Origin of the sequence: Acinetobacter sp. 197, from assembly GCF_048148385.1 — a bacterium.
GTDB classification, from domain to species: domain Bacteria; phylum Pseudomonadota; class Gammaproteobacteria; order Pseudomonadales; family Moraxellaceae; genus Acinetobacter; species Acinetobacter pecorum.
Genome location: NZ_JAYWZK010000001.1, coordinates 1 through 25,568, shown reverse-complemented (window position 1 = coordinate 25,568; position 25,568 = coordinate 1). Strand labels below are relative to the sequence as shown.

Sequence of the window (25,568 nt, the reverse complement as noted above, 5' to 3'; positions counted from 1 at the left end):
TATATAAGTATGCAGGGCTGAATTTGTGTGAATTATAAACAGAATAATTTTAAATGGAATACTTTTTAGACACAAAATTTGAGATTTTTTACAAGTCTCTGATTGTATAAAATTTATAGTTTTATGTTTTTATTTGCATAGGCTGATCGTTTTTTTTGTAGCCTGTTTAAGCTCAAGGTTTTGTAAAAAATGGGCAAAACCTGCAGTAATTTTTGAACTGAGACGACTGCTAGTCGTAACTCTGAGCTGATTTGACCAGACAATCTGGGCGCCAGCTTCTTCTAAACGATGGATGAATTCAACATCTTCATGACACTCCATTTGCTGAAAACCGTTAACTTTCACATAAGCTGAAGCTTTAAAACACAGGTTTGCGCCATGAATATGCCGATGCCCCATCCTGTCCTGATAATGTCTCAGGTAAGCCTGACGGGTCTTGTGACTTAAATGATCCCATTGATCCAGCTCCACCACGCCACAAATCGCATCGGTCGGTTGATGCTGAGACATGACCTGAAACCAGTCACATTGTACAAATGAATCGGCATCAGTACAGCAAATCCAGTCACAGCCCTGTCCGATCATCTGCTGAACACCCAGATGACGCGCCTTGCCTACATTTCGAAAGTCGCAGCTGATGGCCTGAATACCCATTTGCTGAACTTTAACTGCGGTATTATCGGTACAATTGTCCAGGACCACAAGAATCTGGATTTCAGGAAGATTCTCTATGGATTTAAAATATTGAAAAAAATAAAGTTGGGCTGATTTTAACGCCAGCAGGCAGCGTTCAATATAAGCTTCCTCATTACAGGCCGGAATCACCACACCGATTTTTTTCATCTTAAACCCTCCAGCTCTGCCACGGATTGTGCTGTATTTAACCAGAGATCCACTAAAAAATCGGAGTCCTGTAAACTTAAATGATGTGTATAGTTTAAATGCGCATTGAGATATTGATGGATATCTTCACCATTCAAACTATATCCTGAGATTGGCGTACGCCAATGACAGCTCAAGATACATCCCCCGGGTTCCAATGCAGTATGCAACCATGTCAGTACCTGGTCCAGTGCAGTGGGATTCAGATAATATAAAATCTCACTGACCACAATGAGCTGAAATTTCTGTTTTGGCAGGTTATCGGGCACGATACGCTGTAAAACCTGTACATGCGGATAAGTGTGTAAACGTTGCCGGGCTAACTGGATCGCAGTATCGTTAGCATCCAGACACATTAAGCTATCGGTGCGCTGCGCCAGTTCCTGACTAAAGACGCCATTGCTACAACCAATCTCAATTGCAGATTCAAAGCGCAACTGCGGCAATAGTGCCAGACAAATCTGCCGTTTGCGCTGTTCATACCAACGCTGTTCATATTGCCAGGGATCTCCCTGATTCAGGGCATATAGAGCATCGAAATATTCCTGATCATAGGCTGCGTTACTGTTCATACAGATACACCTCCCAGGGTTGTAAAAGACGTTGCAATGCCTGCTCTGGCAAAATAGCGGCTTGTTCTATGGTAGGGTCAAGCTCGAGCTGACTCTTAAAACATCGCGCAGCTATAGACTTATATTGCAGTTCTTCTTCAGTTAGTCTGAGTTGATGAGCGACGCTCCAGGGAATTCTGGTATCTCCAGGGGTTGCCCAATGCCACGCCCAAATCAGGACCTGAATACAGGCTAAATTAAGCTCAGTCGCCAGCTGCTGGGTGACCTGCCCTGTAATTTCATGATCTGGATGCCCATCATGAACAAATGTGGTAATTAGCACGTCATTCGGCTGCAGATAAGATTGCAGGTGCTGCAGCAACAAATCCCGCTGTTCGGCCACCTTGCCATCCTGAATGTCTAAAGCGATCCGCAGAATATTCTGTTTTAAAGGTAACGCTTCTAAAGCTGCTCGCGTTTCAGCAGGACGAATCTGGTTCAACTCTTCGGGAGTATACAGACTAGAGCCGGGATGACTGGCTGTCCCGTTGGTAACGGCAAAAAGTACGATTTGATATCCAAGTTTGTCCAGACGCTGAATCAGACCTCCACATCCCAAAATTTCATCATCGGGATGAGGGGCAATAATGCAGATCCTGGCATCTGGTGGAATAACCTTAGGAATATCGAATTCCGGCATCTGTTGCAAAATTTCACAGGTACGCCATTCTTCCAGCTGTGTGCCTTCACCATGGATGACACGATCACCCACAATCTCATGTCTTATAATGCCCATAGTTCTTCCTCCTGTGCGCTTAACTCACCAATTCGCTCCAAATCAAATGCGGCATGACTTTGACGAATAAATACCGGAAGATCTGCTGCAAGCCGGGCGAAATGCGGATGCTCACAATACGGCGCAGCCCCAAGAGCCTTACCCACATGGGTAAGCACGTTTAAAGCCGTTGCTTCAACCTGAGCACGCAGACTGCGAATGTTTAATTCATGTGAGTATTGTGGCTGCTGATCAATTAATTCAGCAACTTGATAAAATAAGGCTTGTGTTGCTAGAAGCTCCCGACTGATTTCACCAAGATACATGGCTTTATAGGCATGCGGTTTGACCAAGAATGTCTGCCTTAAATACTCAGCCAAACGGACAGTTGCGCCATACCAGCACGCGGCCACACCTGCGGCACCATGCCAGAATCCGGGCCGATCCAGATAGGCATCCGGAGCTGCGACTTTTTCTACCTCGACCTGATCCAGTTCTAGTCTGGCAGTTAAAGTATGCTGCATGCCCACTGCCTGCCATGCATCCTGATAATGCTGAATGCCTTCTTGCTGCAGATCCAGAATCAGTAACTGGGATTGTTGTTGCTCATCACGGTAAGTGAGCAGGCCGTGTTGCACCCAGACCGATGCAGAACACCAGGGCTTAATTCCGGTGAGATTTCCTGCTTCCAGCTTTAAAGGTCGGGGGCCACCTTCTGCTGCCCATACTGCCCATAAGCCTTTTTTCATGACTGGAATATTCAGTTCATGCAAAATGGCCAAAGCATCTAAATGCGATTCAAACAGTTTTCCCAAGCTCAGATTACTGGCTGAGACCTGGCTGAGTATCTGCCAGCGTTTTAAGGTAGCTCCAGAAGCGGGATAAGGCACCTGAGCGGAAATCTCCACCAGCTCCATTAAAGTGTGGTGAATTTTTTCTTGTAACTCCAGAGGAGAAGTTTCAAATCTTTGTAATATTGAACCGAGGTTCATGCATGCGGTTCCTCATAAAATTCGGAAAATATTTTTGTGTTTTTTTAAAGTCAGTTATTTCAGTTAGTGAGAAAGCTTACGCATTTGTTTCAAACGTGTAGTTAATCCTAATACCTTACGCCTTGCATTAATCTCCTCTTCATTGAAACAGAGTTGCTGCATGAGTTCAGCTAAAGGCAAATGATTATGCTCAATGAGATAAATATCCTGTTCTCTGCTCCATTTGGCTTGCTGTACCTGTGCCAACAACTTTTTGACATCCGGTTTCACCATCTCTTCGTCCATATAAAAACCGGGAGGATAGAAGCCGGAACCTCTATCCTCCAACATAATAGCATGGGTAATTTAAGCAGGAATCGCTTCCGCAATAGCTTCACGCGCCCAGACACGATGATTCAGGATCAAAGTCTTAAAGCTATCTTGTACTGCTTCAAACTGTCCGTTTGCCAAGGTTCCTTCATCACTAACCAAGCGTAAATGTTCAATCAGCTTGCCTTTATCGCCCAGGAACACAATTGGTTTTAAATGCTTGTAGGCTTCCAGCAGATAATGAGTTGCCACCCCGTCTTTCATCACCACATCGTAATTGTCACCGTCAGCAATCACCACGGCATCATAGGCGATGGATGGCTCGGCTTTTTGCATACCATCGGAAGGAATCACATCACCTTGCAGACCCAGTACCGGACCCGGTTTTGGAGTCAGTACATCCACTACAGCCCCTTCTGATTCTGCCCAGGCTTGAACAGCTTTGATACTGGCCTCATTGGCTTTATCGTGTACCAGCAGGGCAATTTTTCGTGCCTTAATATCTTCAGGTTTAAATGCCTCGAAAGATAAGCGTGGTGAAATCTGCACATCCGGTAATTTCGCAGCTTTTTTCTCTGCCGGAATTTCAATACCCAATTGATCAGCCACTTGTTGAGCCAAGTCCAGATCGATATTGCAGAGCACTTCCAGAACTTCACGCTCACGAATATATTTGCGCTCCACCTTGCTCAGCTCGAAGACATAGGCATCGACAATGTGCTTTTGCTCATGTGGCGCCTGGCTGCGGTAGAAAAGACGGGCCTGACTAAAGTGATCGCTGAATGATTCGCTACGCTGACGGATCTTGTGTCCATCAATACGTTCCTGATAACTTTCAAAGCCACCGCCTTGTGCTGCAGGCGGAGTTTCAGCCGGCCAGTTATTATCAATCGAATTCGGCTCATAACTGGCTTGACCGGTATGTACAATACGCTGATGTAAACCGTCACGCTGATTATTGTGGAATGGACAAACCGGCTTGTTAATTGGGATCTGGTGGAAGTTCGGACCACCTAAACGGCTAAGCTGAGTATCGGTATAGGAGAACAGACGTGCTTGTAATAATGGATCATTGGTAAAATCCAGTCCTGGCACAATATGTCCCGGACAGAATGCCACCTGCTCGGTTTCACCGAAGAAATAATCGACATTGCGGTTCAGCACCATTCTGCCAATCGGCGTCACGGGCACCAGTTCTTCCGGAATAATCTTGGTTGGATCCAGTAAGTCAAAGTCATACTTCATCTCATCTTCTTCTGGAACCACCTGTACACCTAGCTCCCATTCCGGATAGTTACCGGAGGCAATCGCTTCATATAAGTCACGACGATGGAAATCCGGATCCTTACCCGCCAGTTTTTGTGCTTCATCCCAGACTAGCTGGGCGAGACCCTGTTTGGGGGTCCAGTGGAATTTCACAAAAACTGCTTTATTCTCGGCATTGATAAAACGGAAAGTATGCACACCAAAGCCTTGAATGGCTCTTAAATTACGTGGGATGCCTCGATCTGACATGGCCCACATGACCGCATGTGCAGATTCAGGAACCAATGAGACAAAATCCCAAAAAGTATCATGTGCAGTGGCACCGGTAGGAATCTCGGTCTGTGGTTCAGGCTTGACGGCATGCACGAAATCCGGGAACTTGATGCCATCCTGAATAAAAAATACCGGAGCATCATTCGCCACTAAATCAAAATTACCTTCTTCAGTATAGAACTTGGTGGCAAAACCACGAATGTCGCGCACGGTATCTGCTGAGCCACGCGGTCCCTGTACGGTAGAAAAACGCACAAATACTGGTGTTTGTACGTCGGTATTGGTCAGGAAGCTAGCTTTGGTGAGTTTTTCATTCCCCGGATAAGCCTCAAAATAGCCATGTGCGCCAACACCACGGGCATGCACAATACGTTCAGGAATTCGTTCATGGTCAAAATGGGTAATTTTTTCCCGAAGAATGAAATCTTCGATCAAGGTGGCACCGCGAACGCCTGCCTTGAGACTGTTCTGGTTGTCGGAAATTTTAACCCCTTGATTGGTGGTGAGTGCCTGCTCGGTCGCATCACTGCGATATACATCGAGCTGCTCACTTTTTTTATTGGTATTTTGTTTATCTAAACCGTCTTTTCCAGACGCAGGGCTATTGGCCTTAATTTTCATGATGTTTTTTCCTTGCTGAGCTTGAGTTTAGTGCAGATATTTTTGTCTGTCTCAAAATCGCTTGAGCTGATATTTTGCATGGCTTACCGAATCAAAATCATCCCGCAAGTCAATCTGCTACAGCCGATCCTGTATCAGCCTCACATTTTTTCTGAATATGCTGACTCGAAGCATTTTTGCTTTTCTGGGAATATTGTTATTGGTTTCGCCTGTGTCCTAACATAACTGCATTTAGAAGTAAGATTTATTATTGTTTGTAGTCACTTGTTTAATTAAGGCAGTGTTGTGTTATTTTTTTATAAACTCTCGCTTTATTTATGTTTTAAATTTTCACATAAACCATTTATTTAAAATAAGATATTAGAAATACTCCAATGATGGGGGTAAGTCGGATTAAGTATAAGAATACGTGATTTTACTCATAAATCAGCACTCTAGATTATTACACTTCTGAAATGATAAAGACTTTTTAAAGCATCCATTTGCTTTAAAGAATTAACTCGTTAGCTAGTAAACGTGATCAAAATGGTCATTTTTAAATGGTTACACTCCTACGTCTCACTTATACATAATGACTAAACTTTATGTCTGCATACTCATCTAATATCTATAACTTATAACCACTTAAATCGATCTCCTCATAGAGAGATCAACTATCCAGTTATAGGGATGACTTCATCTTCTGACTCAGGTTTTTGAATCCATCCGAATTTATTCTCATACACCATATCGCATTAAGTTTTAAGGAGTAAGAGCATGGCCTCTTCTAAAAAAGAATCTAAAGCAATGAAAATTGATATCGGGATTTCTCATGATGATCGCGCCAAAATTGTCGACGGTTTGTCCAGACTCTTAGCAGACAGTTATACCCTGTATTTGATGACTCATAATTTCCACTGGAATGTCACCGGCCCCCAGTTCAACAGTCTGCATAACATGTTTATGACGCAATACACTGAGCAGTGGAATGCACTGGATATTATTGCTGAACGTATCCGTGCTTTGGGTTTCGCAGCACCAGGCACCTATAAACAGTTTGTAAAACTTACCTCCATTCAGGAAGTCGAAGGTGTACCCACTGCTGACGAAATGTTGCGTTTACTCGTAGATGCACATGAAACTGTGGCACGTACCGCCAGAAGTATTTTTTCAACGATTGAAGAGGCAAATGATCAGCCGACAGCTGATATTCTTACGCAGCGTCTGGAAGTGCACGAAAAAACGGCCTGGATGCTCAGAAGCAGTCTGCAGCAATAGAGCCATACTGCATAAAATGAGAAGCCCGGCTTATTCACAGGGTGAAGTAGATATTTAACAGAGCACCCTAAGTGCATAGGTACGCCCTAACGTTTTTATTAGTTTTATTAGTTAGATTTATTGATCCTAAGTGACTAAAGCGGCTGAAAAGAAAGTAGCCTAAAACAAGGTGATCAAAATCAAACCGTCAAAATCTTAAGGATAGGATGTAGGCACTCGCCTGCATCCTTTTTAACCAGTAGGTTGTTTCCAGATTATTTCATTCTCAGCTATGGCGATCATTTTTTGAAAGCTATAAATCTGAAATATCTTTTCTCGCTTCAAAAAATTAGCTCTCCTGGTTCCTTGCAGTACAGCTTAATCTTGAGGAGAATTGCTAGAATCACTTTCAATCCGGCCATCGACCAGATTAATGGTACGGTCACAAGTGGCTGACAGGCGCGGATCATGCGTCACCAGAAGTACAGCACAACCACGTTCACGATGCACTTTACGGAACAGCTCAAACATGTCAGCCGCAGTCTGGGTATCCAGATTGCCTGTAGGTTCATCTGCCAATAATAATGCCGGCTCAGTGATCAAGGCTCGCGCAATGGCTACCCGCTGCTGCTGTCCTCCCGAAAGTTCATTCGGTTTACGTTCAGCAAATTTTTCCAGTCCTACTGCGGCCAGCAAATCTCGTGCGCGTTGCAATGCCTGCTGATTCGGCTTGCCTTGCGCCATCATTAAAGGCATTAAAATATTATCCATTGCACTAAAGGCTTGGATCAGGTGATGAAACTGGAATACAAATCCGATGCTGGTGCCACGCAATGCAGTACGGGCGGCATCATCCATCGCGCTGGTAGGCTGTCCCAATAAATACAGTTCACCACTTGTCGGTTTATCCAGCAACCCCAAAATGTTTAATAAAGTACTTTTACCAGAACCCGAAGGGCCAATGAGTGCAGCAAAGTCATTGCGATCAATGCGCAGATCAATGCCATGCAAGATCTCCACCTCATTCGGCTGGCCAATATTATAAGATTTTCGCAATGCTTCCAGACGTAGGACTTCTTCAGCTTGATTAGACATGACGAATCGCCTCCACCGGATCAAGTGCCGCTGCCCGACGTGATGGTACTGCCGCAGCCAGCACCCCTGTTAATGTCGCCAGCAATAGGGCCAACAAGACCAGTTCAATCGAAATTGGAATATAGAATAATCCCGGACCAAAGTTATTAAATACCCAAACCAGACCATAACTGACCACGCTTCCCAGGACTGAACCAAGCAAGCCAAAGATTGCCCCCTGAAACAAAAAAACCCTCAAAATTTGTGATTGGGTCGCACCGGTCGCTCGCAAAATTCCAATCTCCCGGGTGCGCTGTACCACACTGACAGACATGACGCTGGCAATACCGAACGCAACCGAAATCGCTACAAAGACAATAATCATATTGGTCGATAGACTTTGGGCAGTAATTGCATTCATAAGCTGCGTATTGGTTTCAATCCAGCTTTCCGTCTTCAACGAAGTCAGGCGCGCGATTTGTGCTGCAACCTGGTCTGCCTGAAAAATATCATCAATGGTCAGATCGATGACTGTTATTCCGCCCGGCAGGGAGAGCAAAGACTGCGCCTGCTTTAAATCCAGATAAACATAGCGAGCATCCAGATCACGAACCCCAAGTTCGAATATACCGGCAATATTGACCACAGCGCTGTTCTGCTGACCAGTATCCAGTCGCAGCTTGCTGCCGACCTGTACTCCCAGATCTTTGGCCAACTGACTGCCAATCAATACATCATCTGCCCCAACTCGTAACTGCCCGCTAATCAGATATTCTTTTAAGGGAATAATCTGCTGATAACGTTCCAGATTCATTCCGACCAGCGCCACCGACTCGATCGCATCACCGCGCTGAACAAAGGCAGGCCCTGACACAACCGGTGAGACAGCAGTCAACACAGGCAACTGGTCCAGGGTTTCGGTAATCTGCTGCCAGTTATTAATCGAACGCAGTCGCTGTGCCCGTTTATCTTCTTGCAACAATTGCACAGTACCCGCAGGAGGCGACACCACCTGATTGACTTCATCTGGTGACAGCAGACGAATATGGGCCTGGGTGCCTAGCGTACGTTCAATAATATTTGCTTGCAGCCCCTGAATCAAAGCAGTAATGAATACAATTACAGCCACGCCTACCGCGACGCCGACAGTGATCATCAGAGATTGTGCCCGGCCCTCGCGCAAAAAACTGACCGCGATTTTCCATTCGATCCAGAGCCGCCCAAGAAAATTTTTCAATCGAAATTCACCGGTAATTCATTTTTACTATCTGTATTATCATTAGCAGAATTCATCACGGAGGTTGTTTGCGGCTCTACCCGAACTCTAGCCCCATCCTTTAATGAAGAGTCTGCATTCACCAATACTTGGTCACCTGCTTTCAAGCCGGAAACTACTTCGGACATGGTCAGGCCACGCAGGCCTAAACGGACCTGCTGATGCTTTATTTTTTTATCACGAACCATTAACACCACTGCCTTATCGCCTTTGACACTGCTTAAGGCATCATTGGGAATGGCGAGTGCTCGCTCCCTTCTGGCAGTCTCGACATTGACCGAAACAGTCATATCCTGCCGAAGAAAATCAGGTACCGGATTAACAACTAATCTGACTTCTACTGTACCACGTTGCGGATCAATACTCGGTGCAATAAAGCTGATACGCGCCGGAAAGCTCTGATCCGGATACGCATCTGCAATCACAGTAGCTGTTTGCTCTAAGGCCAGTTGTGGCAAGTTCCGTTCATCCAAGGGTACCCGAATTTCCGTATTGCCATTCAAGGCCACCGTAAATAGTGTTTGTCCAGGCTGAACCAGATCGCCAGGCTCTACATCACGTGTCAGCACTGTTCCTGCCACCGTAGAACGTATTTTTGCCTTGGCCAGTTGCGCCTGTGCCACCGCGAGCTGTTGGCGCAGTGAAGCTTCTTCAACTTGTCCGGATGCCAGGGCTTCTGCTTTCAGGCGCGCCGTTTCAAAATTGTTACGTGCGACCCTTTCTGTCTCTACCGCCTGTTCTATTTCTTCAGCCGAGAGTATGCCTACACCAGCAGCGCGTCTACGTGCTGCTTCACGGCTGGCCTGATCCAGTTGCGCTTTGGCACTGGCCAGTTCGGCCTCTGCCTGTGGGCGCTTGACCTTAGCCAAATCGGTGAGTGCCAGCTCGGCTTGCTTGACCTGGGCCAGAAGCTCATCAGATTTCAGTACCACCAACAGGTCACCCGGCTTGACTTTATCCCCCTCTTTGACTCTTGTTTCGAGAACCACCCCGGTAATTTCGCTGCCGATCTGAGTCCGTGCCACGGTCGTGACCCGCCCGCTCGCAACGACATTTTGTACCAGCGGCATGGCGCTTAAGGTATAACTAGGTACCTTTGGTCCCTGCCACCAGCGAAATAGAGCAAAAGCCAGTACCAGTATCAGCAAGACAATGATGATCAATAACTTATAACGGCCAACACGCAATTGCACATCTCCGGTTGAGAATTAAATAATTGTATATGAGTGAACAAGGTACAGGCATTTGTTTATATTTATTTAAACTTATAAAAATATTTCTAAAAACTCTAGGCTATATCGCCTTTATTTTTCTTTCATCTCTCATTTTTCAGGCTGATGTGTTGAGTAAAAGCTGTTTATTTTCCTAATCAAGTTTCCTATTCTCTCTTTGATACTACAACCTATGTATCTTTGAACAGTTTATTTTTTTTAATTTTTTTGAAAAGAATTATCTTTATAACGCTTTTAAAGCTATTTGTATCACTTAAAATTTCTGAGCGAATCAGAAGATTTCTATTTCCCATGCATTGATAGGACTTTGCTTTCTTTCTATCTAAATTTCACTCTACCTCTCCATTTTATTGAGGTTCTTGTTCGATGCTCATAGCTTGTTATAACCCTTATAAAAAATAGTTGAGCTACGTATTGAATCCGGTTTTATTAAATCAGGTAACAAAACTTTAAGTATTGAAAGTGAATATCACTTATGCCATTAAGATCTGCTAAACTTCACACAACCTTCATAACTCTAAGAGTCTTGTATCTTAAAATCTTTATCTAACTGATAGTTAAAATTTTTATCTAATTAAAACAAGCTATTAAATATCGATAAATTTTTATGAAGCCACTCAACCATTTAGCTTTCCCACAAAATGGAGCTTCAAATGAATGATTTAAATAACAATATATTATCCCGTTTAAGCCTGCTGATGATGATTTCATTATTGGCCGCTTGCAGTAGTGATAATGGCAATAACAACTATCAAGGTAATCCTCCTTCGAACCAGACACCACAATTATCACCTGCTGTTGGAGCTAAAATAAAGAAACAGTGTGAACAGCTCGGTTCATTTCAGTATGCCAACACCACGATTACTTCAGCTACTGCCCTGGAGGCAGGTGCTGAGACCGTTGCCAATAAACCTATTCGGGCACATTGTCTGGTGACAGGATATATGTTTCCACGAACCAGCCCTATAGATGGACAAGAATATCGTATTGGTTTTGAAATGCGTCTTCCTCTGGACTGGAATGGCCGTTTTCTTTTCCAGGGCAATGGAGGGTTTGGTGGTGAGATCATTCCAGCGCTAGGTTTTATCGGAAGTGGGGGGCCACTCACCAATGCTCTCTATGAAGGTTTTACAGTGATCTCTTCAGATATGGGCCATACGCTTGAACAAAACTCTACTTTTGGACTGGATCCTCAGGCGCGACTTGATTATGGCTATGCTGCCATGACCAAGTTAACCCCGATGGCAAAGCAGCTCATCAAGTTTAGTTATGACAAACTGCCTGACAGATCCTATGCTGCTGGACCTTCCCGTGGCGGTAACCTTGCATTAATTGCAGCTACGCGATTACCAAATGAATTTGATGGTATTTATGCCAATTCACCTCCATTTGACGTACCAGTGGCAATAGTTGCACAAATATATGATGCACTACAGTTGAGAAAAGTCGCCACCGATGTTGATGATTTAGTGACAGCTTTTACTCTAGAAGAAAGAAAAGTTGTGGCAGATGCTGTTTTAAGGCAGTGTGACCAGCTTGATGGCATTACCGATGGTATGGTGCAGGATGTGGATCAGTGTCAGACACGATTTAATATTGAGAGAGATGTTCCTGTCTGTCAGGGTGAAAGAAATGGTACTTGCCTGTCAGCAGAACAGATTCAGGTGATTTCCGATGTATTTAAAGCTCCGGTAAATTCTAAAGGTGAAGAATTCTATGTGGGTGAAGCTTATGATCCGGGTATCATCGGGCAGAAATGGGCCAATGTAAAATTGTTTTCTACTCAATATCTAGAAGGTCTTGCTAGTGCCACAGCAATTGCATTTCAGGTCCCGCCTGAGGAGGCACCTTTGCAAAATCCACTGGAATTTGCATTGAATTATAATTTCGATACCGATCTTATCAAGTTATTCAAGACAGATAGTACCTATAAAGAAAGTTCGGTTGAATTTATGGGACCACCTAATCCACTAAACCTGACTCCTCTGACTTCAAATGGAGGTAAACTTATTGTAGTCCATGCAGTAGCAGATGGATCTACTGCCTCCATGTATGAGTCACAAAACTGGTATAAACAACTCTTGGAACGCAATTCAGCCAATATACAAAATTCCGTTCGGTTTTTCCGGGTTCCAGGTATGAACCATGTTTCTCAGGGTGTTGCTACTGACCAGTTTGATGGACTTACTGCACTGGTCAGATGGGTGGAATATGGTGAAAAACCTGATCGTATCATTGCCACTGCACGAGGTCCTGGCAATCCGAGTGGAGAAATTAATCCCGAGATTCCGTCAAACTGGGCACCAAACCGGACCCGCCCACTCTGCCCATACCCATTAATTGCACGTTATAGTGGTCAGGGAGATAGCGAAAAAGCTGAAAGCTTTAACTGTGCTCGATAGCTTCTACCCTTCACTTAAACGCTTATTCAACTGGAAGAAATAACTTTTATTTCTTCCAGTTTTAGTGAGGAATTTGAAATTCTATAGTTGTTCCACTTACACTTTGCAAGGTTGCTTCTAACTCAAGGGCATCCTGATTCAGGTACACATCTCTTCCTGTTTTATTAAATCAGGTAACAAAACTTTAAATATTGAAAGTGACTCACTTTCAGGCATTAAGTATTGCTAAAATAAGAACAGCCTTCATAACTCTTGAGTTATTACTCTTGATCTTGTTGATAATTAAAACTTTTATTTAATGAAACAGGCTATTTAAATATCAATATATTTCTATGAAGTCACTCAACCATTTAGTTTTACTGCAAGATGGAGCTTCAAATGAATGATTTAAATAACAATATATTATCCCGATTAAGCCTGCTTATGATGATTTCTTTTTTATTGGCAGCCTGTGGTGGCGATAATGACAATGACAGATATCAAGGTAATCCTCCTTCTAATCAAACACCACAATTATCACCTGCTGTTGGAGCTAAAATAAAGAAACGGTGTGAACAGCTGGGTTCATTTCAATATGCCAATACCACGATTACTTCAGCCACTGCTGAGGCTGCGGGTGCTGTGACTGTAGCTGAAAAACCCATTCGGGCCCATTGTGTAGTCACAGGCTATATGTTTCCACGAATCAGTCCTATAGATGGGCAAGAGTATCGAATTGGTTTTGAGATGCGTCTTCCTCTGGACTGGAGTGGCCGCTTTCTTTTTCAGGCCAATGGTGGATTTGGTGGAGAACTCATTCCAGCCTTAGGTTATGTTGGAAGCGGGGGGCCACTCACCAATGCCTTATATGAAGGCTTTGCTGTGATCTCCTCAGATATGGGTCATACACTTGAACAAATTACTACTTTTGGTATAGACCCACAGGCCAGGCTTGATTATGGTTATGACTCGATGATCAAGTTAACCCCGATGGCAAAGCAGCTCATCAGGTTTAGCTATGACAAACTGCCAGACCGATCTTATGCAGGTGGCGCTTCACGAGGTGGAAATCTGGCGCTGAATGCAGCTACACGCTTACCAAGGGAATATGATGGTATTTATGCCAACTCGCCTTCCTTTGAGCCGCCTCTTTCATCAATAGCACAAATTTATGATTTTAAAGAACTCCGAAAAGTCGCTACGGAAATTGATGAGACAATAACAGCTTTTACCGATGCTGAAAGAAAAGTTGTAGCGGATTCTGTCTTAAATAAATGTGACAAGCTGGATGGTATTGTAGATGGCATGGTACAGGATGTAGACCGATGCCAATCAGAATTTAATATCCAAAGAGATGTTCCGGTGTGTCAGGGAGAACGTAATGGAACCTGCCTGTCAGCAGAACAGATACAGGTTATCGCTGCTGTATTTGATACACCTGTAAACTCTAAAGGTGAAAAATTTTATGTCAGTGAACCTTATGATCCAGGAATCGTTGGACAGAAATGGGCCAATTTGAAACTAGCACCTCTTAGCGCTTTAGATCGTAGTGCTGGAGTATTAGGCACTGTGTTCGAGACTCCACCTAATTTATTAGGATTGGAAAGACCGAGTGAATATATCTTGAATTATAATTTCGATACTGACCTTATCAAGCTATACAGGACAGATAACACCTATAAGGAAAGCTCAACTGCTTTTATGGGACCACCTGATCCATTAAATGTGACGCCTCTCACTTCAAGAGGAGGTAAAATTATGGTAGTACATGCAGTAGCGGATGGCTCTACCTCCGAGAAGGAATCACAAAACTGGTATGATCAGCTTTTGCAACGTTATTCAGCCACTATACAGAATTCAGTACGATTTTTCCGGGTTCCGGGTATGAACCATGTTTCTCAGGGTGTGGCTACTGACCAGTTTGATGGACTGACTGCACTGGTCAGATGGGTGGAATATGGTGAAAAACCTGACCGTATTATTGCCACTGCACGCGGTCCGGGTAATCCGAGTGGAGACATTAATTCTGAAATCCCGTCAAACTGGGCACCAAACCGGACCCGCCCACTCTGTCCATACCCATTAATTGCACGTTATAGCGGTCGGGGAGATAGCGAAAAAGCTGAAAGCTTTAACTGTGCTCGATAGCTTTTACACTTCACTTAAACGCTTACTCAACTGGAAGAAATAACTTTTATTTCTTCCAGTTTTAATTCGCTATCTGGATTTAAACACGATAAGGGCTAGAACATTGTAGCGAGGGAAAGTTAAACAGTTTCTAATTGACCGACCTGATGATACGCACGGTTAAAATACACCAGACTTTCCTCCTGCTGACTCTGTCTAATCGCGATGACACGACATAAAAATATACTGTGTGTGCCCACTTTTTGAATTTCTTCAATCTGGCAATCAAAGCTCACCAAAGCATCATCTAAAATTGGAGCACCTGTTTCAAGCGTGCTCCACTTACCGAGTTTAAAGCGATCTTCAGAGTTAAATTTGCTTGAAGCAAATGCATTGGAGATGTATTCATGCTGCGTGCTGAGTACATTGACTGAGAGTACTTTATTTTTAATGAAATGTTCATGTGAACGAGAGGATTGATTCATACAGACCAGCAATGTCGGTGGGGTATCAGTCACACTGCATACGGCCGATGCGGTAAAGCCATGCATTCCTGCTACACCTTGGGTCGTGATCACATTCACAGACGTGGTTAACAGGGACATTGCATTTCTAAAGTCTATTGCTTCAATCATCTCTTTCATCTCAATTATATATACGATGTGCCTGTACTCAAAGGCAGGCAAATGATCTACGGATCATTCACCCTACTCTGGTTTAGCCATGCTTCTTTTAAGCACCCAGCTCCTGACGAACAATCGCAGCTCCTGCACTAAGTGCTGCGAGTTTGCCCCGAGCCACTTGACGAGACAACGGTGTCATCCCACAGTTGGTTGATGGATACAGTTTGTCTGCATCCACAAATTGCAATGCTTTACGCAGTGTATTGGCAACTTCTTCAGGCGTTTCGATTTGATTGGTTGCAACATCAATCGCACCGACCATGACTTTTTTACCCCGAATCAGCTCAATCAGATCCATCGGTACACGTGAGTTTTGACACTCAAGCGATACAATATCAATTTTTGATTGTTGCAGTTTAGGGAAGGCTGCTTCGTACTGACGCCACTCATTGCCTAAGGTCTTTTTCCAATCGGTATTGGCTTTAATGCCATAACCATAGCAAATGTGTACCGCAGTTTCACATTTCAGACCTTCAAGCGCGCGCTCTAAAGTCGCGACGCCCCAATCATTCACTTCATCAAAAAACACATTGAATGCTGGCTCATCAAACTGGATGATATCGACCCCTGCTGCCTCTAACTCAAGTGCTTCCTGATTCAGAATTTTGGCAAATTCCCATGCCAGTTTTTCACGGCTCTTGTAGTGACCATCGTACAGCGTATCAATCATGGTCATTGGACCAGGCAATGCCCATTTAATTGGCTGCGTGGTTTGGCTACGTAGGAATTTCGCATCATCCACAAACACTGCTTTTTTACGGGAAACTTCACCGACTACTGAAGGTACGCTGGCATCATAACGGTTACGGATACGCATGGTTTCACGTTTCTCAAAATCCACCCCTTCAAGATGCTCGATAAACGTGGTCACAAAGTGCTGACGGGTCTGTTCACCATCACTGACAATATCAATGCCAGCATGGACTTGTTCATGCAAAGACAGCTTTAACGCATCACGTTTTGCTTCTAGTAATTCTGCACCTTCGAGTTTCCAAGCTGACCAAAGCTTTTCAGGTTCTGCCAGCCATGACGGTTTTGGCAAGCTGCCTGCTGTAGAGGTCGGGAGTAACTTTTTAGCTTGTAAAAGTGCCATGTCTAATCTTCTTTCTCTAAATTCGTTTATATCTAAATTCGTTTATATATGTGATCTATCAGGCAGCGTTGTCTTGCTGAGCCGTTGCTACTTTAAAATTGACAGCCCATTCATCCAGAATGTCTTTATACGGCTTAATGAAGTTTTCCTCTGTCCATTTACCTTGTTTGACCGCCAGCTCCCCACGTTCAACACGGTCATAGACAATGCGAGTTAATGAATAGTCGCCATAGCTCAAGCTAGGCTGATACACCACACCTGCAGATGAATTTGTGTTGTAAATTTCAGGACGATAGATTTTCTGGAAGCTTTCCATGGTGCTGATCGCACTGATCAGTTCAAAATCGGTGTAATCGTGCAGCAAGTCGCCCGCAAAATAGAATGCCAAGGGTGCATTGCCATTTTCAGGTTTAAAGTAGCGAACACTTAAGCCCATTTTTTTAAAATATTCATCGGTACGTGAGTAGTCATCATTGGTGTATTCCACACCTAATATCGGGTGAACATTCGCACTACGGTAGTAGGTTTTCGTGGTTGAAACACTCAGGCAAATCACTGGCTGTTTATTAAATTCAGCTTTAAAGACTGCTGAATTCACAAGATGCTGGTACAGCTTGCCGTGCAGGTCACCAAAGTCTTCAGGTTTTTCATTGGCCTTACAGCCGAGTGATGGCAATACCACACTGAAATCATAATCACGTACATAAGATGAGAAGCTATTCCCGATCATGCCTTCAATGCGTTCATTGGTATGATGGTCGATAATTGTACTTTTCAAGGTTTCAATAAAGGGAAAGGTTTGACCATTGCCCTCAATATCAATTTCAGCAGAGATGATATCAATCTCCAGTGAATAACGATCACCTCTAGGATTATCGGCAGTCGCCAAGCTGTTAAAGCGGTTGTTAATCATCGCAAGTGTACGACGAAGATTCTCCTGACGGCTTTCACCACGCGCTAAATTGGCAAAATTGGTGGTTAGACGTGTATTGTTTGCTGGTTTGTAGTTCTCATCAAAACGAATACGTTTAATTGAACATTGAAATGCTGTAGTCATGGAGATATGCCACCCTAAATTTTTATAAAAATATAAAAAGCTAAATTTCTGTCTGGCTTTATTTAAGCGTGAATCCCAAGATGAGTAAAACGATATAAATTCAGTTAAAGGTGAGTAAAATTCATCTAGCGAGTTTTTAGCTTGCTGGTTGGCTCATGACTAAACTACCCCTCTGCATGGATCGAATCTGAAATAGGCAATACCCTCTTATGGACCGACTGAAGATTTTTTGGGCATTAAAAAAGGATTAACGCTTGAATATTTAATAAGAAGCCCTAGAAAAGAGGCTAAAAAATAATTATAAAATTTTGATTTATTCACTGAAGAATTTTAACGGCCAGCAAAAATTAACTGGCCCCACTGTACAAGCAGTTACCTTCTTTATACATGAGCAAATAGGGAGTGAAAAAGATTAAGGTAGAATAAAATACTTAATAAAATTCTTTAGATGGAATTTTTATGACGACAATTAATAAAAAAAACTTAATTTTAAAGATAAGTTTTCATGATAACGGGGTTTTTCTTTTAATTTCAATTATAAATAGTGGAATATGTTATTATTTTTTTGGTGTGATTGGTTTAGTTTTCGGTTTTACCACCGTTCTTTTTAGCAACTTAGTATATGAAGCAAAAGAAGATAAAGCTAACATAATATATATATGGTTCTTATTATCTTTAGCGATAATGGGCGGTTTTATCGGATTTTTATTAAAAATATCCATTGAATTCTATCTGTATATATTCATATTAGCTTTTTTCTACTATCTCATGTATGGGAAAGACCCGACGATAGACAGAACATTTCCTTTTGTACTTATTTTTTCCTGTATAGGAACCATTTTTCAAAATGCAAATATAAAAATGATATATGCTTACTTAACAGGGATTACTATCAGTTTAGTGCTACTCAGTCTATTGCGCTATAAAAAATATGAAAACGATTCTTTTAAAAATGGTTTTTTTCAAAAAGTACATATTTGACGAATGAGAGAATATTTACACGGTCAATTATATATAGTTTATTTGCTTTTTTAAGTCTCTATGTTCCCTATTTTTTTTCACTATATAAACCCTACTGGTCAGCTCTCACTTTTATAATTTTGTTAAGACCTAAAGAAATTGATATTCTAAGTAAAACAATAGATAGATTTATTGGCTGTTTGGTAGCAGTCATATTTATTATATTACTTTTCAAAGTAGTCAGCTTCAGTCACACATACTTTTATTTATTTATATTTTTAACTCTAGTCTTTATGTTGCCTAGTTTACTTAAAATGTCAAATTCAATTAAAAGTTTTGCTACTACTCTCTTTGTTATTTTATTAATCGAAAGAACTTTCTATACCTATCATCCAAATTATTTTGTGCCGATTTCCAGAGTTTATGAAACATTCCTGGGTGGTTTTTTTGCCATTATGGCGAGTCTGATTCTGAAAAAATTGAGACAATAATTTGAGTGAAGCATTATTCAGCTATTCAAAAGAGAGAGACTAACCATAACTTGAACAAGATATAGAGCTGTTGCAATACTTCTTCTACCTTTTAATAATCCTATGTTTAATTTAAAAAAAACGAATCATTACTTCTTAAATTGCTTATTTCTTATCTTCTACTTTGATGCTTATATTTTCTTCAACATCAAAAAACATTGATGAAAATAGATTCTTCCCTACTGATGAAGGAGTAGCATGCATGCTGGAAGATGAAAGAGAAATATTTGAACGAGATGGCGTGGTGGTTTTACGGGGCTTTTTTAAAGACTGGGTAGGTTTGCTAGAATCCGGCATAAAAGCCAATCAACAAAATCCTGGTCAATGGTTTCGTGACTATACTCCTGGACAGACCCGCGGCCAGTTCTGGGCAGATTATTGTAACTGGCAACGCATTGATGCATTCAATAAATTTGTCCAACAAAGCCCCGCAGCCAAGATAGTCAAAGCCTTAATGCAGTCTCAAAGTGTGCGCATGTTTCATGAACATGTACTGGTTAAAGGTGCAGGTTCATCCAAGGTTACGCCTTGGCATCATGATGCACCTTATTATCCTGTAGATGCAAAACAGACCTTAAGTCTATGGATTCCCCTGGATCCGGTAGCGAGAGAATCTGCCATTGAGTTTATTGCCGGCTCGCACAAATGGGGTAAACATTTCAAGCCACAAAGCTTTAACGGAGAATACTATGATCATGGCGACACGCCTGAAGAAATCCTTCCAGATATTGATAGCCAGCGTGAAGACTACAATATTGTCGGCTGGGCACTGGAACCGGGTGATGCGATTGCATTTAATTATCTGACCATTCATGGCGCGCCAGGCAATGCATCTACTCAACATGCAAGACGTGCAGTCTCATTCCGCTGGTTAGGGGATGATGCAGTCTATGTCAATCGTGGCGGGAAAACTTCTCCACAGTACCCGCAATATATTGGCAAGCTCTCTACGGGGGATGCATTACCTGAAGATGAGTTTCCGTTCGTAGCCTAACTTAGCTCTCCACAACTGTTATTTCCTCTGTTACCAATGTTCGCCTGTTTGAACATTGGTTTTTTTATTTGGATGAGGAAACATTGAATTTGATAAAAAGCCCCAATGACTGGAGCTTTTTAACTTAAGGAATGTTATTCAGAAAAGTGAATAACAGTACGAATCGATTTGCCTTCATGCATTAAATCAAAGGCCTCATTAATCTGTTGCAAGCCCATGGTATGGGTCACAAATGGCTCTAACTGAATCTTGCCTTTCATGGCATCTTCGACCATACCTGGCAATTGGCTACGCCCTTTCACACCACCAAATGCAGTGCCCATCCATTTGCGGCCAGTCACCAATTGAAAGGGACGAGTTGAAATTTCCTGACCTGCCCCTGCAACACCGATAATAATTGACTGTCCCCAACCACGGTGTGCACATTCAAGTGCTGAACGCATCACATTGACATTGCCAATACATTCGAAGGAATGATCCACGCCCCAACCGGTCATTTCTACAATCACTTCCTGGACAGGCTTGTCATAATCCTTCGGGTTAATAAAGTCAGTCGCACCAAACTCTGCTGCCAGTTTAAATTTATCTGGGTTGGTATCGACCACAATAATTTTGCCCGCTCTGGCCTGACGTGCACCTTGTACCACCGCCAGACCAATGCCTCCCAGACCAAACACGGCGACTGAATCCCCTTCTTGGACTTTGGCTGTGTTATGCACTGCCCCAATCCCGGTGGTTACGCCACAGCCAAGCAAACATACATGTTGAGGATTGGCTTCCGGGTTCACTTTTGCCAACGAGACTTCCGCCACCACGGTATATTCTGAAAAGGTTGAACAGCCCATGTAGTGAAAAATCGGTTGACCCTGATAAGAAAAACGGGTGGTGCCATCTGGCATTACACCTTTACCTTGAGTCGCACGAACGGCCACACATAGATTGGTTTTACCTGATTTACAGAATAAGCATTCACCACATTCTGCGGTATAGAGTGGAATCACATGGTCACCCGCTTGCACACTGGTAACTCCCTCTCCTACCTGAACCACAATACCTGCGCCTTCGTGCCCAAGTACTGCAGGAAATACACCTTCAGGGTCAGCACCTGATAAAGTGAAGGCATCGGTATGACACACCCCTGTATGAGTGATTTTGACCAGGACTTCTCCTGCCTTGGGCGGTTCAACATCCAGTTCCACAATCTGTAAAGGCTGTCCTGGAGCAAAAGCAACTGCTGCACGTGATTTCATATTTGGTCCTGCTGATCCTGCAATATATGGTATCGCTGGTTTAAAAAATTAAACAAACAATAAAATTTTTATTCAAAAATTTCTCTTCACTTTTATATGAAGTTCAGATGATTGAAGCAATTCGGTTTTTTTGATTCATATGTTCTGCTTATATGATTTTCGCTATTCAACCGACCTACTTATATTGAATCCATCGAAACAGATTTGATTTTTTGTGAAGTGTCGGACTTCCAAAAAACAAAAAAATAATCAGCACACTGTCACAGTGAGCATAAAGAAAAGGATAGAGACAATGAAATTAGATCATTTTATGGTAGATACTGTGGTTGTGGGTGCAGGTCAGGCTGGCGTGGCAATGAGTGAGCATTTGACCCTGTTAGGGATTTCACATGTGGTGTTAGAGAAAAATCGGATTGCAGAAGCTTGGCGTACCCGTCGTTGGGACTCATTGGTTGCCAATGGCCCTTGCTGGCATGACCGTTTCCCCAATATGGAATTTAATGCCGATCCTGAGGCATTTGTACACCATGATCAAGTCGCAGAATACTTTGAAAACTATGCTAAAAAATTCAATCTTCCGATTCATACTGGTGTGACCGTTCATAAAGTTCATAAATCTGTGGGTCGTGTGGGCTATACCGTAGAAACATCAGAAGGCACCATTTACGCCGAACATATCGTCTCTGCAACGGGTGCCTTCCAAAAAGCCGTGATTCCACCCGTGGCATTGCAAAATCCATCTTTTTATCAAATTCACTCGGACGATTATAAAAATCCTGAACAACTGCCTGAAGGTGCAGTTCTCGTGATTGGTGCAGGTTCTTCAGGTGTGCAAATTGCCGATGAGCTGAATCGTGCCGGTAAAAAGGTCTATCTGTCTGTGGGTCGTCATGAGCGTCCACCTCGTACTTATCGTAATCGCGACAATGTATGGTGGTTAGGAGTACTGGGGGGTTGGGACTTTATGCGTACCGATACAGGCCCACTCAAAGGATTTGCCGTGAGTGGTGCGCATGGTGGGATTAATGTCGATTTCCGTGTCTTGGCAAAACAGGGCATCACCTTGGTCGGCAGTACCGAATCCTTTGATAAACACACAGTGAAATTTAAAAACAACCTGAAACAGAATCTCGATGAGGGTGATGCGGCATTAATGGCTTTCTATGATGAAGCAGATGCCTATATCGCCAACAATGGTTTGGATTTACCACCTGAACCGCAAGCACGCACATTATTGCCAAATCCTGAATGCGTGACCAATCCAATCCTTGAGCTGGATATGCAAGCCAACAACATTAGCACTGTAATTTGGGCATCAGGCTTTGGCTATGACTTTAGCTGGTTACAGGTCGATGCCTTTGATGAGTTCAATAAACCCATTCAGAAACAAGGAATTTCTCCACAACGTGGTGTGTATTTCCTGGGATTACCTTATTTAACGGGTCGTGGCTCGAGCTTTATTTGGGGGGTATGGCACGATGCCAAACATATCGCTGAACATATCGATATTCAGCGTAAATACAAGGAATATCAAACCGATAAGAATTTATTGAAACACTCAGCTTAAGGACTAATGGACTGAAATGCACCTATAGAGCTTGATCGGCTGATATGTGCATTTTTTTGTTGGTCTCTACCGTAGTTAAAAGTTATGTCTTGGGGGTGCTATGAACAGCATTTTAAAATCAAAAATTACCGATAAATGTGCATGGATCGGCAGTGAAATTGCAGATCAGACTGATTGGATCTACCAGCTTTCACCGCATATATTGGCTGTGCTAGATCAAGCACTTAAAGTGCTTGAAGCCAAAAACTTAAATGCACCGGAATTTAACAAATATGATGCTTATATTGAAGATCCTGTGTTTTTAGCTGAAGTTGAGAAGATCTCGAATGAGCTTGAAAATGGTTATGGTTTTATCGTGATTCGTGGTTTGGATGCCAATAAATATAGCGAAGCAGAATTGGCCAATCTCTATTATCTGTTAGGCTTACATATGGGTGATGCCGTGACGCAAAATGCACGCGGTGATTTGCTTGGTTATGTGGAAAATATCGGTGACAAGACTCAAAAAATGACGCGGGTGTATGAAACTAATAATTATTTGCCTTACCATTCTGACTTAAGCGATGTAGTAGGTTTACTATCCATACGTAAGGCCAAACATGGTGGACTGAGCAGTATTGTCAGTTCTTCAACCGTATATAACCGAATTTTGGAACAGTTCCCTGAATATTTGGGCTATTTTTACCATACTGCTTGGTACGATCATTTGGGTGAGGTTGAGCCATCTTTAACACCAGTTTTTAGTTACTTCGAAGGTAAATTGGCATGTCGATATTTGCGTCATTATATTGAACTTGGGCATGAGCGTCGTGGTATGCCCTTATCTCAAGTGCAAATTGAGGCCCTGAATATTTTTGATGAGATCAGTCATGACCCAAGCTTACGTTTGGATATGATGCTTGAACCGGGCGATATTCAATTTTGTAATAACTATTGTGTGATGCATTCACGTTCTTCTTTTGAAGATGATGATGACCTAAAAAAACGTCGTAAGTTATTACGGTTATGGTTAAAGATGCCAAATGCGCGACGCTTAGCCAAAGACTTCCCCGGGCGTAATGGAATTCCAAAAGATTTAGGACAAGCTGCTTAAGGTTCTGGAGAATAATAAAAAAGAGGCTGAAATAGCCTCTTTTTTAAAGATTAGTTCACGGAAAGATTTGTAATGATGTTTAAGATTTTTAAAAAATACTGTGGAACATTATTCAAATACTAGGTGTGAAACATGAAAAATTATTAAAAAAGCCAGATCGGCATATCTGGGTTTTTAACATAAAATAAACCTATGATTTAAAAAGGTAATTAAAAATAATTTCGTATAACGTGTATTATGTTAATTTTAGAAATACTTACTAAATATTTTAAAAATTAAAGAAATTTAAAATGAATAATTTCAAAATAGCAGTCTTTTTTATGGGTTTAATGGTTCTGGGAGGCTGTAAGCCTCAAGAAAAAGTACATATTCCACGAGAAGGAGAAATTGTGATATGGAAATTTACAGATCAGCTCATCATCAAAGCTGAACTTGGACAAAGACGAAAACATATACCTGACACACATTGTACGAAGTGTGAGCGAGAGTTTTATCGACCGCACCTTGAGCATTATCTTGGTCAATTCCCTATTAACTATCAACCTAAAAAGTATCCATCTTTGAGTGAGTCGGAAGCAAAAGAAATGCCTTGGACAATGATAGATATGGGAGGAGGTCTTGAATTTAATTTGATGTTAAATGGTTCAACTGTACAGGCAACGGACGATAGTATTCATGGGGAATATACTTTAGATCATTATGATCAAGTCAAAGTATTTATAAGTACATTAGGAGGCTCTACACAAAGGAATACAAAGCAATTTTTTGATTCAGAGATAATGAAAAACTTAAATATTAACTCCACGCAAACTCAAAATGGTGTGGATTGTTATCAGTTTAATAATGGTTCAAAAGGAAAAATGTGTTTCGGTCATTCAATGAATGCTTTGAGTTCAGGGTTTCAGTTTTATGTCTCACCAGACCAGAATTTTCAATTATTCATGAGCTCTGAAGAGTTTATTCTTGGAGGAGTAAAAGTTAATTGGATTGTAGATCAAAAGCATTTTGATAAAGTTCAAGAGATTGACGCAAATATATGGCGAATTCTGAAGGCTTGGAATATATCACCAGTAGATCAAAAATAGTTTTATTTATTATTCTCTTAGGAGAATATAAAAATAAATTTTTTCAGAATTCCTTTCAAACCCTGAACCCTCTTTTAAATAACTCTGAGCTTTTATTTAAGATAAAATCTCTTATTCATAAGAATTTTAATTTTCTCCTAATTTTGAGCCCATTTAACATAATGGCGGTTATACGAAGTACACCTGTTAGAACCCATTTAAAGTGTCTATATTCTCACCAATAAAAATGTCTGGTTTATGATGATTTTTATCACCATGGAC

22 protein-coding genes are annotated in these 25,568 nt (G+C 42.2%); 9 read left to right on the top strand and 13 right to left on the bottom strand.

Going from position 1 to position 25,568, the window contains the following annotated elements; translation table 11 throughout:
- Nucleotides 1–129: 129 nt before the first annotated feature.
- From VXQ11_RS00110 to katE, 6 genes are all read right to left on the bottom strand, one after another.
- Entirely contained in the window at nt 130–843 is a 714-nt protein-coding gene (locus tag VXQ11_RS00110) for a glycosyltransferase (RefSeq protein WP_416705140.1), read from the bottom strand.
- Nucleotides 840–1,454 carry a class I SAM-dependent DNA methyltransferase gene (locus tag VXQ11_RS00105; RefSeq protein WP_416705139.1) on the bottom strand — a complete coding sequence of 205 codons (615 nt, stop codon included), beginning with the start codon at nt 1,452–1,454 and terminating at the stop codon, nt 840–842. Before VXQ11_RS00105 ends, VXQ11_RS00110 begins: the two co-directional genes overlap by 4 nt.
- Complete coding sequence (locus tag VXQ11_RS00100; protein WP_416705138.1) at nt 1,444–2,229, bottom strand: PIG-L deacetylase family protein; 786 nt, start codon at nt 2,227–2,229, stop codon at nt 1,444–1,446. The genes VXQ11_RS00105 and VXQ11_RS00100 overlap by 11 nt, the downstream gene beginning before the upstream one ends.
- Nucleotides 2,217–3,200, bottom strand: a complete 984-nt coding sequence (locus tag VXQ11_RS00095) for an acyl-CoA dehydrogenase (protein WP_416705137.1) — start codon at nt 3,198–3,200, stop codon at nt 2,217–2,219. The genes VXQ11_RS00100 and VXQ11_RS00095 overlap by 13 nt, the downstream gene beginning before the upstream one ends.
- A gap of 63 nt (nt 3,201–3,263) precedes the next feature.
- Nucleotides 3,264–3,473, bottom strand: coding sequence for a hypothetical protein (locus tag VXQ11_RS00090; protein ID WP_278357435.1), 210 nt, complete (start codon nt 3,471–3,473; stop codon nt 3,264–3,266).
- 72 nt (nt 3,474–3,545) lie between these two features.
- The gene (katE, locus tag VXQ11_RS00085) at nt 3,546–5,669 is read right to left on the bottom strand and encodes a catalase HPII (protein ID WP_416705136.1); all 2,124 of its coding nucleotides are present in this window, start codon (nt 5,667–5,669) and stop codon (nt 3,546–3,548) included.
- A gap of 756 nt (nt 5,670–6,425) precedes the next feature.
- Between katE and VXQ11_RS00080 the strand changes: the two genes are divergently transcribed.
- The gene (locus VXQ11_RS00080; RefSeq protein ID WP_416705135.1) at nt 6,426–6,926 is read left to right on the top strand and encodes a Dps family protein; all 501 of its coding nucleotides are present in this window, start codon (nt 6,426–6,428) and stop codon (nt 6,924–6,926) included.
- 357 nt (nt 6,927–7,283) lie between these two features.
- On the opposite strand, the gene VXQ11_RS00075 is transcribed toward VXQ11_RS00080, so the two are convergent.
- The 3 genes from VXQ11_RS00075 to VXQ11_RS00065 are packed head-to-tail and all read right to left on the bottom strand — an operon-like array spanning nt 7,284 to nt 10,442.
- The gene (locus VXQ11_RS00075) at nt 7,284–8,000 is read right to left on the bottom strand and encodes an ABC transporter ATP-binding protein (RefSeq protein ID WP_144724633.1); all 717 of its coding nucleotides are present in this window, start codon (nt 7,998–8,000) and stop codon (nt 7,284–7,286) included.
- Complete coding sequence (locus VXQ11_RS00070; RefSeq protein ID WP_416705134.1) at nt 7,993–9,216, bottom strand: ABC transporter permease; 1,224 nt, start codon at nt 9,214–9,216, stop codon at nt 7,993–7,995. The genes VXQ11_RS00075 and VXQ11_RS00070 overlap by 8 nt, the downstream gene beginning before the upstream one ends.
- A complete protein-coding gene (locus VXQ11_RS00065; protein ID WP_416705333.1) occupies nt 9,213–10,442 on the bottom strand; it encodes an efflux RND transporter periplasmic adaptor subunit in 1,230 nt (409 codons plus the stop codon). The genes VXQ11_RS00070 and VXQ11_RS00065 overlap by 4 nt, the downstream gene beginning before the upstream one ends.
- A 698-nt stretch (nt 10,443–11,140) precedes the next feature.
- On the opposite strand from VXQ11_RS00065, the gene VXQ11_RS00060 reads away from it, so the two are divergent.
- Both VXQ11_RS00060 and VXQ11_RS00055 read left to right on the top strand, forming a co-directional pair.
- Complete coding sequence (locus VXQ11_RS00060; RefSeq protein ID WP_416705133.1) at nt 11,141–12,889, top strand: tannase/feruloyl esterase family alpha/beta hydrolase; 1,749 nt, start codon at nt 11,141–11,143, stop codon at nt 12,887–12,889.
- A gap of 378 nt (nt 12,890–13,267) precedes the next feature.
- Nucleotides 13,268–15,016: a tannase/feruloyl esterase family alpha/beta hydrolase gene (locus VXQ11_RS00055; RefSeq protein ID WP_064095737.1), complete on the top strand. Its 1,749-nt coding sequence runs from the start codon at nt 13,268–13,270 to the stop codon at nt 15,014–15,016.
- Nucleotides 15,017–15,135: 119 nt separating this feature from the next.
- On the opposite strand, the gene VXQ11_RS00050 is transcribed toward VXQ11_RS00055, so the two are convergent.
- From VXQ11_RS00050 to VXQ11_RS00040, 3 genes are all read right to left on the bottom strand, one after another.
- A complete protein-coding gene (locus tag VXQ11_RS00050) occupies nt 15,136–15,630 on the bottom strand; it encodes a flavin reductase (protein ID WP_064095816.1) in 495 nt (164 codons plus the stop codon).
- A gap of 97 nt (nt 15,631–15,727) precedes the next feature.
- Nucleotides 15,728–16,771: a methionine synthase gene (locus tag VXQ11_RS00045; protein WP_416705132.1), complete on the bottom strand. Its 1,044-nt coding sequence runs from the start codon at nt 16,769–16,771 to the stop codon at nt 15,728–15,730.
- A 58-nt stretch (nt 16,772–16,829) separates the two neighbouring features.
- Complete coding sequence (locus VXQ11_RS00040; RefSeq protein WP_144724628.1) at nt 16,830–17,828, bottom strand: putative oxygenase MesX; 999 nt, start codon at nt 17,826–17,828, stop codon at nt 16,830–16,832.
- A gap of 459 nt (nt 17,829–18,287) precedes the next feature.
- Between VXQ11_RS00040 and VXQ11_RS00035 the strand changes: the two genes are divergently transcribed.
- The 3 genes from VXQ11_RS00035 to VXQ11_RS00025 all read left to right on the top strand — a co-directional run bounded on the left by VXQ11_RS00035 (nt 18,288) and on the right by VXQ11_RS00025 (nt 20,312).
- Nucleotides 18,288–18,809, top strand: coding sequence for a hypothetical protein (locus VXQ11_RS00035; RefSeq protein ID WP_416705131.1), 522 nt, complete (start codon nt 18,288–18,290; stop codon nt 18,807–18,809).
- Nucleotides 18,806–19,279, top strand: a complete 474-nt coding sequence (locus VXQ11_RS00030) for an FUSC family protein (protein WP_416705130.1) — start codon at nt 18,806–18,808, stop codon at nt 19,277–19,279. The genes VXQ11_RS00035 and VXQ11_RS00030 overlap by 4 nt, the downstream gene beginning before the upstream one ends.
- A gap of 241 nt (nt 19,280–19,520) precedes the next feature.
- Nucleotides 19,521–20,312 carry a phytanoyl-CoA dioxygenase family protein gene (locus VXQ11_RS00025; RefSeq protein WP_416705129.1) on the top strand — a complete coding sequence of 264 codons (792 nt, stop codon included), beginning with the start codon at nt 19,521–19,523 and terminating at the stop codon, nt 20,310–20,312.
- Nucleotides 20,313–20,446: 134 nt separating this feature from the next.
- Here the strand turns inward: VXQ11_RS00025 and VXQ11_RS00020 are convergent, their stop codons facing one another.
- On the bottom strand, nt 20,447–21,562 hold the full coding sequence (locus VXQ11_RS00020; RefSeq protein WP_416705128.1) for an S-(hydroxymethyl)glutathione dehydrogenase/class III alcohol dehydrogenase: 1,116 nt from the start codon (nt 21,560–21,562) through the stop codon (nt 20,447–20,449).
- A 292-nt stretch (nt 21,563–21,854) separates the two neighbouring features.
- Here VXQ11_RS00020 and VXQ11_RS00015 point away from each other — a divergent pair, with 292 nt between their 5' ends.
- The 3 genes from VXQ11_RS00015 (at nt 21,855) to VXQ11_RS00005 (ending at nt 25,307) form a co-directional block, all read left to right on the top strand.
- Nucleotides 21,855–23,129, top strand: a complete 1,275-nt coding sequence (locus tag VXQ11_RS00015) for a flavin-containing monooxygenase (protein WP_416705127.1) — start codon at nt 21,855–21,857, stop codon at nt 23,127–23,129.
- A gap of 100 nt (nt 23,130–23,229) precedes the next feature.
- A complete protein-coding gene (locus tag VXQ11_RS00010; protein ID WP_416705126.1) occupies nt 23,230–24,222 on the top strand; it encodes a TauD/TfdA family dioxygenase in 993 nt (330 codons plus the stop codon).
- Nucleotides 24,223–24,512: 290 nt separating this feature from the next.
- Entirely contained in the window at nt 24,513–25,307 is a 795-nt protein-coding gene (locus VXQ11_RS00005; protein WP_416705125.1) for a hypothetical protein, read from the top strand.
- Nucleotides 25,308–25,568 lie beyond the last annotated feature (261 nt).

Coding starts and splice junctions, on each gene's coding strand:
- VXQ11_RS00050 (WP_064095816.1), bottom strand. CDS start 15,630: ATGATTGAAGCAATAGACTTTAGAAATGCAATGTCCCTGTTAACCACG.
- VXQ11_RS00025 (WP_416705129.1), top strand. CDS start 19,521: ATGCTGGAAGATGAAAGAGAAATATTTGAACGAGATGGCGTGGTGGTT.
- VXQ11_RS00075 (WP_144724633.1), bottom strand. CDS start 8,000: ATGTCTAATCAAGCTGAAGAAGTCCTACGTCTGGAAGCATTGCGAAAA.
- VXQ11_RS00015 (WP_416705127.1), top strand. CDS start 21,855: ATGAAATTAGATCATTTTATGGTAGATACTGTGGTTGTGGGTGCAGGT.
- VXQ11_RS00090 (WP_278357435.1), bottom strand. CDS start 3,473: ATGGTGAAACCGGATGTCAAAAAGTTGTTGGCACAGGTACAGCAAGCC.
- VXQ11_RS00020 (WP_416705128.1), bottom strand. CDS start 21,562: ATGAAATCACGTGCAGCAGTTGCTTTTGCTCCAGGACAGCCTTTACAG.
- VXQ11_RS00100 (WP_416705138.1), bottom strand. CDS start 2,229: ATGGGCATTATAAGACATGAGATTGTGGGTGATCGTGTCATCCATGGT.
- VXQ11_RS00040 (WP_144724628.1), bottom strand. CDS start 17,828: ATGACTACAGCATTTCAATGTTCAATTAAACGTATTCGTTTTGATGAG.
- VXQ11_RS00045 (WP_416705132.1), bottom strand. CDS start 16,771: ATGGCACTTTTACAAGCTAAAAAGTTACTCCCGACCTCTACAGCAGGC.
- VXQ11_RS00095 (WP_416705137.1), bottom strand. CDS start 3,200: ATGAACCTCGGTTCAATATTACAAAGATTTGAAACTTCTCCTCTGGAG.
- VXQ11_RS00105 (WP_416705139.1), bottom strand. CDS start 1,454: ATGAACAGTAACGCAGCCTATGATCAGGAATATTTCGATGCTCTATAT.
- VXQ11_RS00080 (WP_416705135.1), top strand. CDS start 6,426: ATGGCCTCTTCTAAAAAAGAATCTAAAGCAATGAAAATTGATATCGGG.
- VXQ11_RS00060 (WP_416705133.1), top strand. CDS start 11,141: ATGAATGATTTAAATAACAATATATTATCCCGTTTAAGCCTGCTGATG.
- VXQ11_RS00055 (WP_064095737.1), top strand. CDS start 13,268: ATGAATGATTTAAATAACAATATATTATCCCGATTAAGCCTGCTTATG.
- VXQ11_RS00035 (WP_416705131.1), top strand. CDS start 18,288: ATGACGACAATTAATAAAAAAAACTTAATTTTAAAGATAAGTTTTCAT.
- VXQ11_RS00005 (WP_416705125.1), top strand. CDS start 24,513: ATGAATAATTTCAAAATAGCAGTCTTTTTTATGGGTTTAATGGTTCTG.
- VXQ11_RS00110 (WP_416705140.1), bottom strand. CDS start 843: ATGAAAAAAATCGGTGTGGTGATTCCGGCCTGTAATGAGGAAGCTTAT.
- katE (WP_416705136.1), bottom strand. CDS start 5,669: ATGAAAATTAAGGCCAATAGCCCTGCGTCTGGAAAAGACGGTTTAGAT.
- VXQ11_RS00010 (WP_416705126.1), top strand. CDS start 23,230: ATGAACAGCATTTTAAAATCAAAAATTACCGATAAATGTGCATGGATC.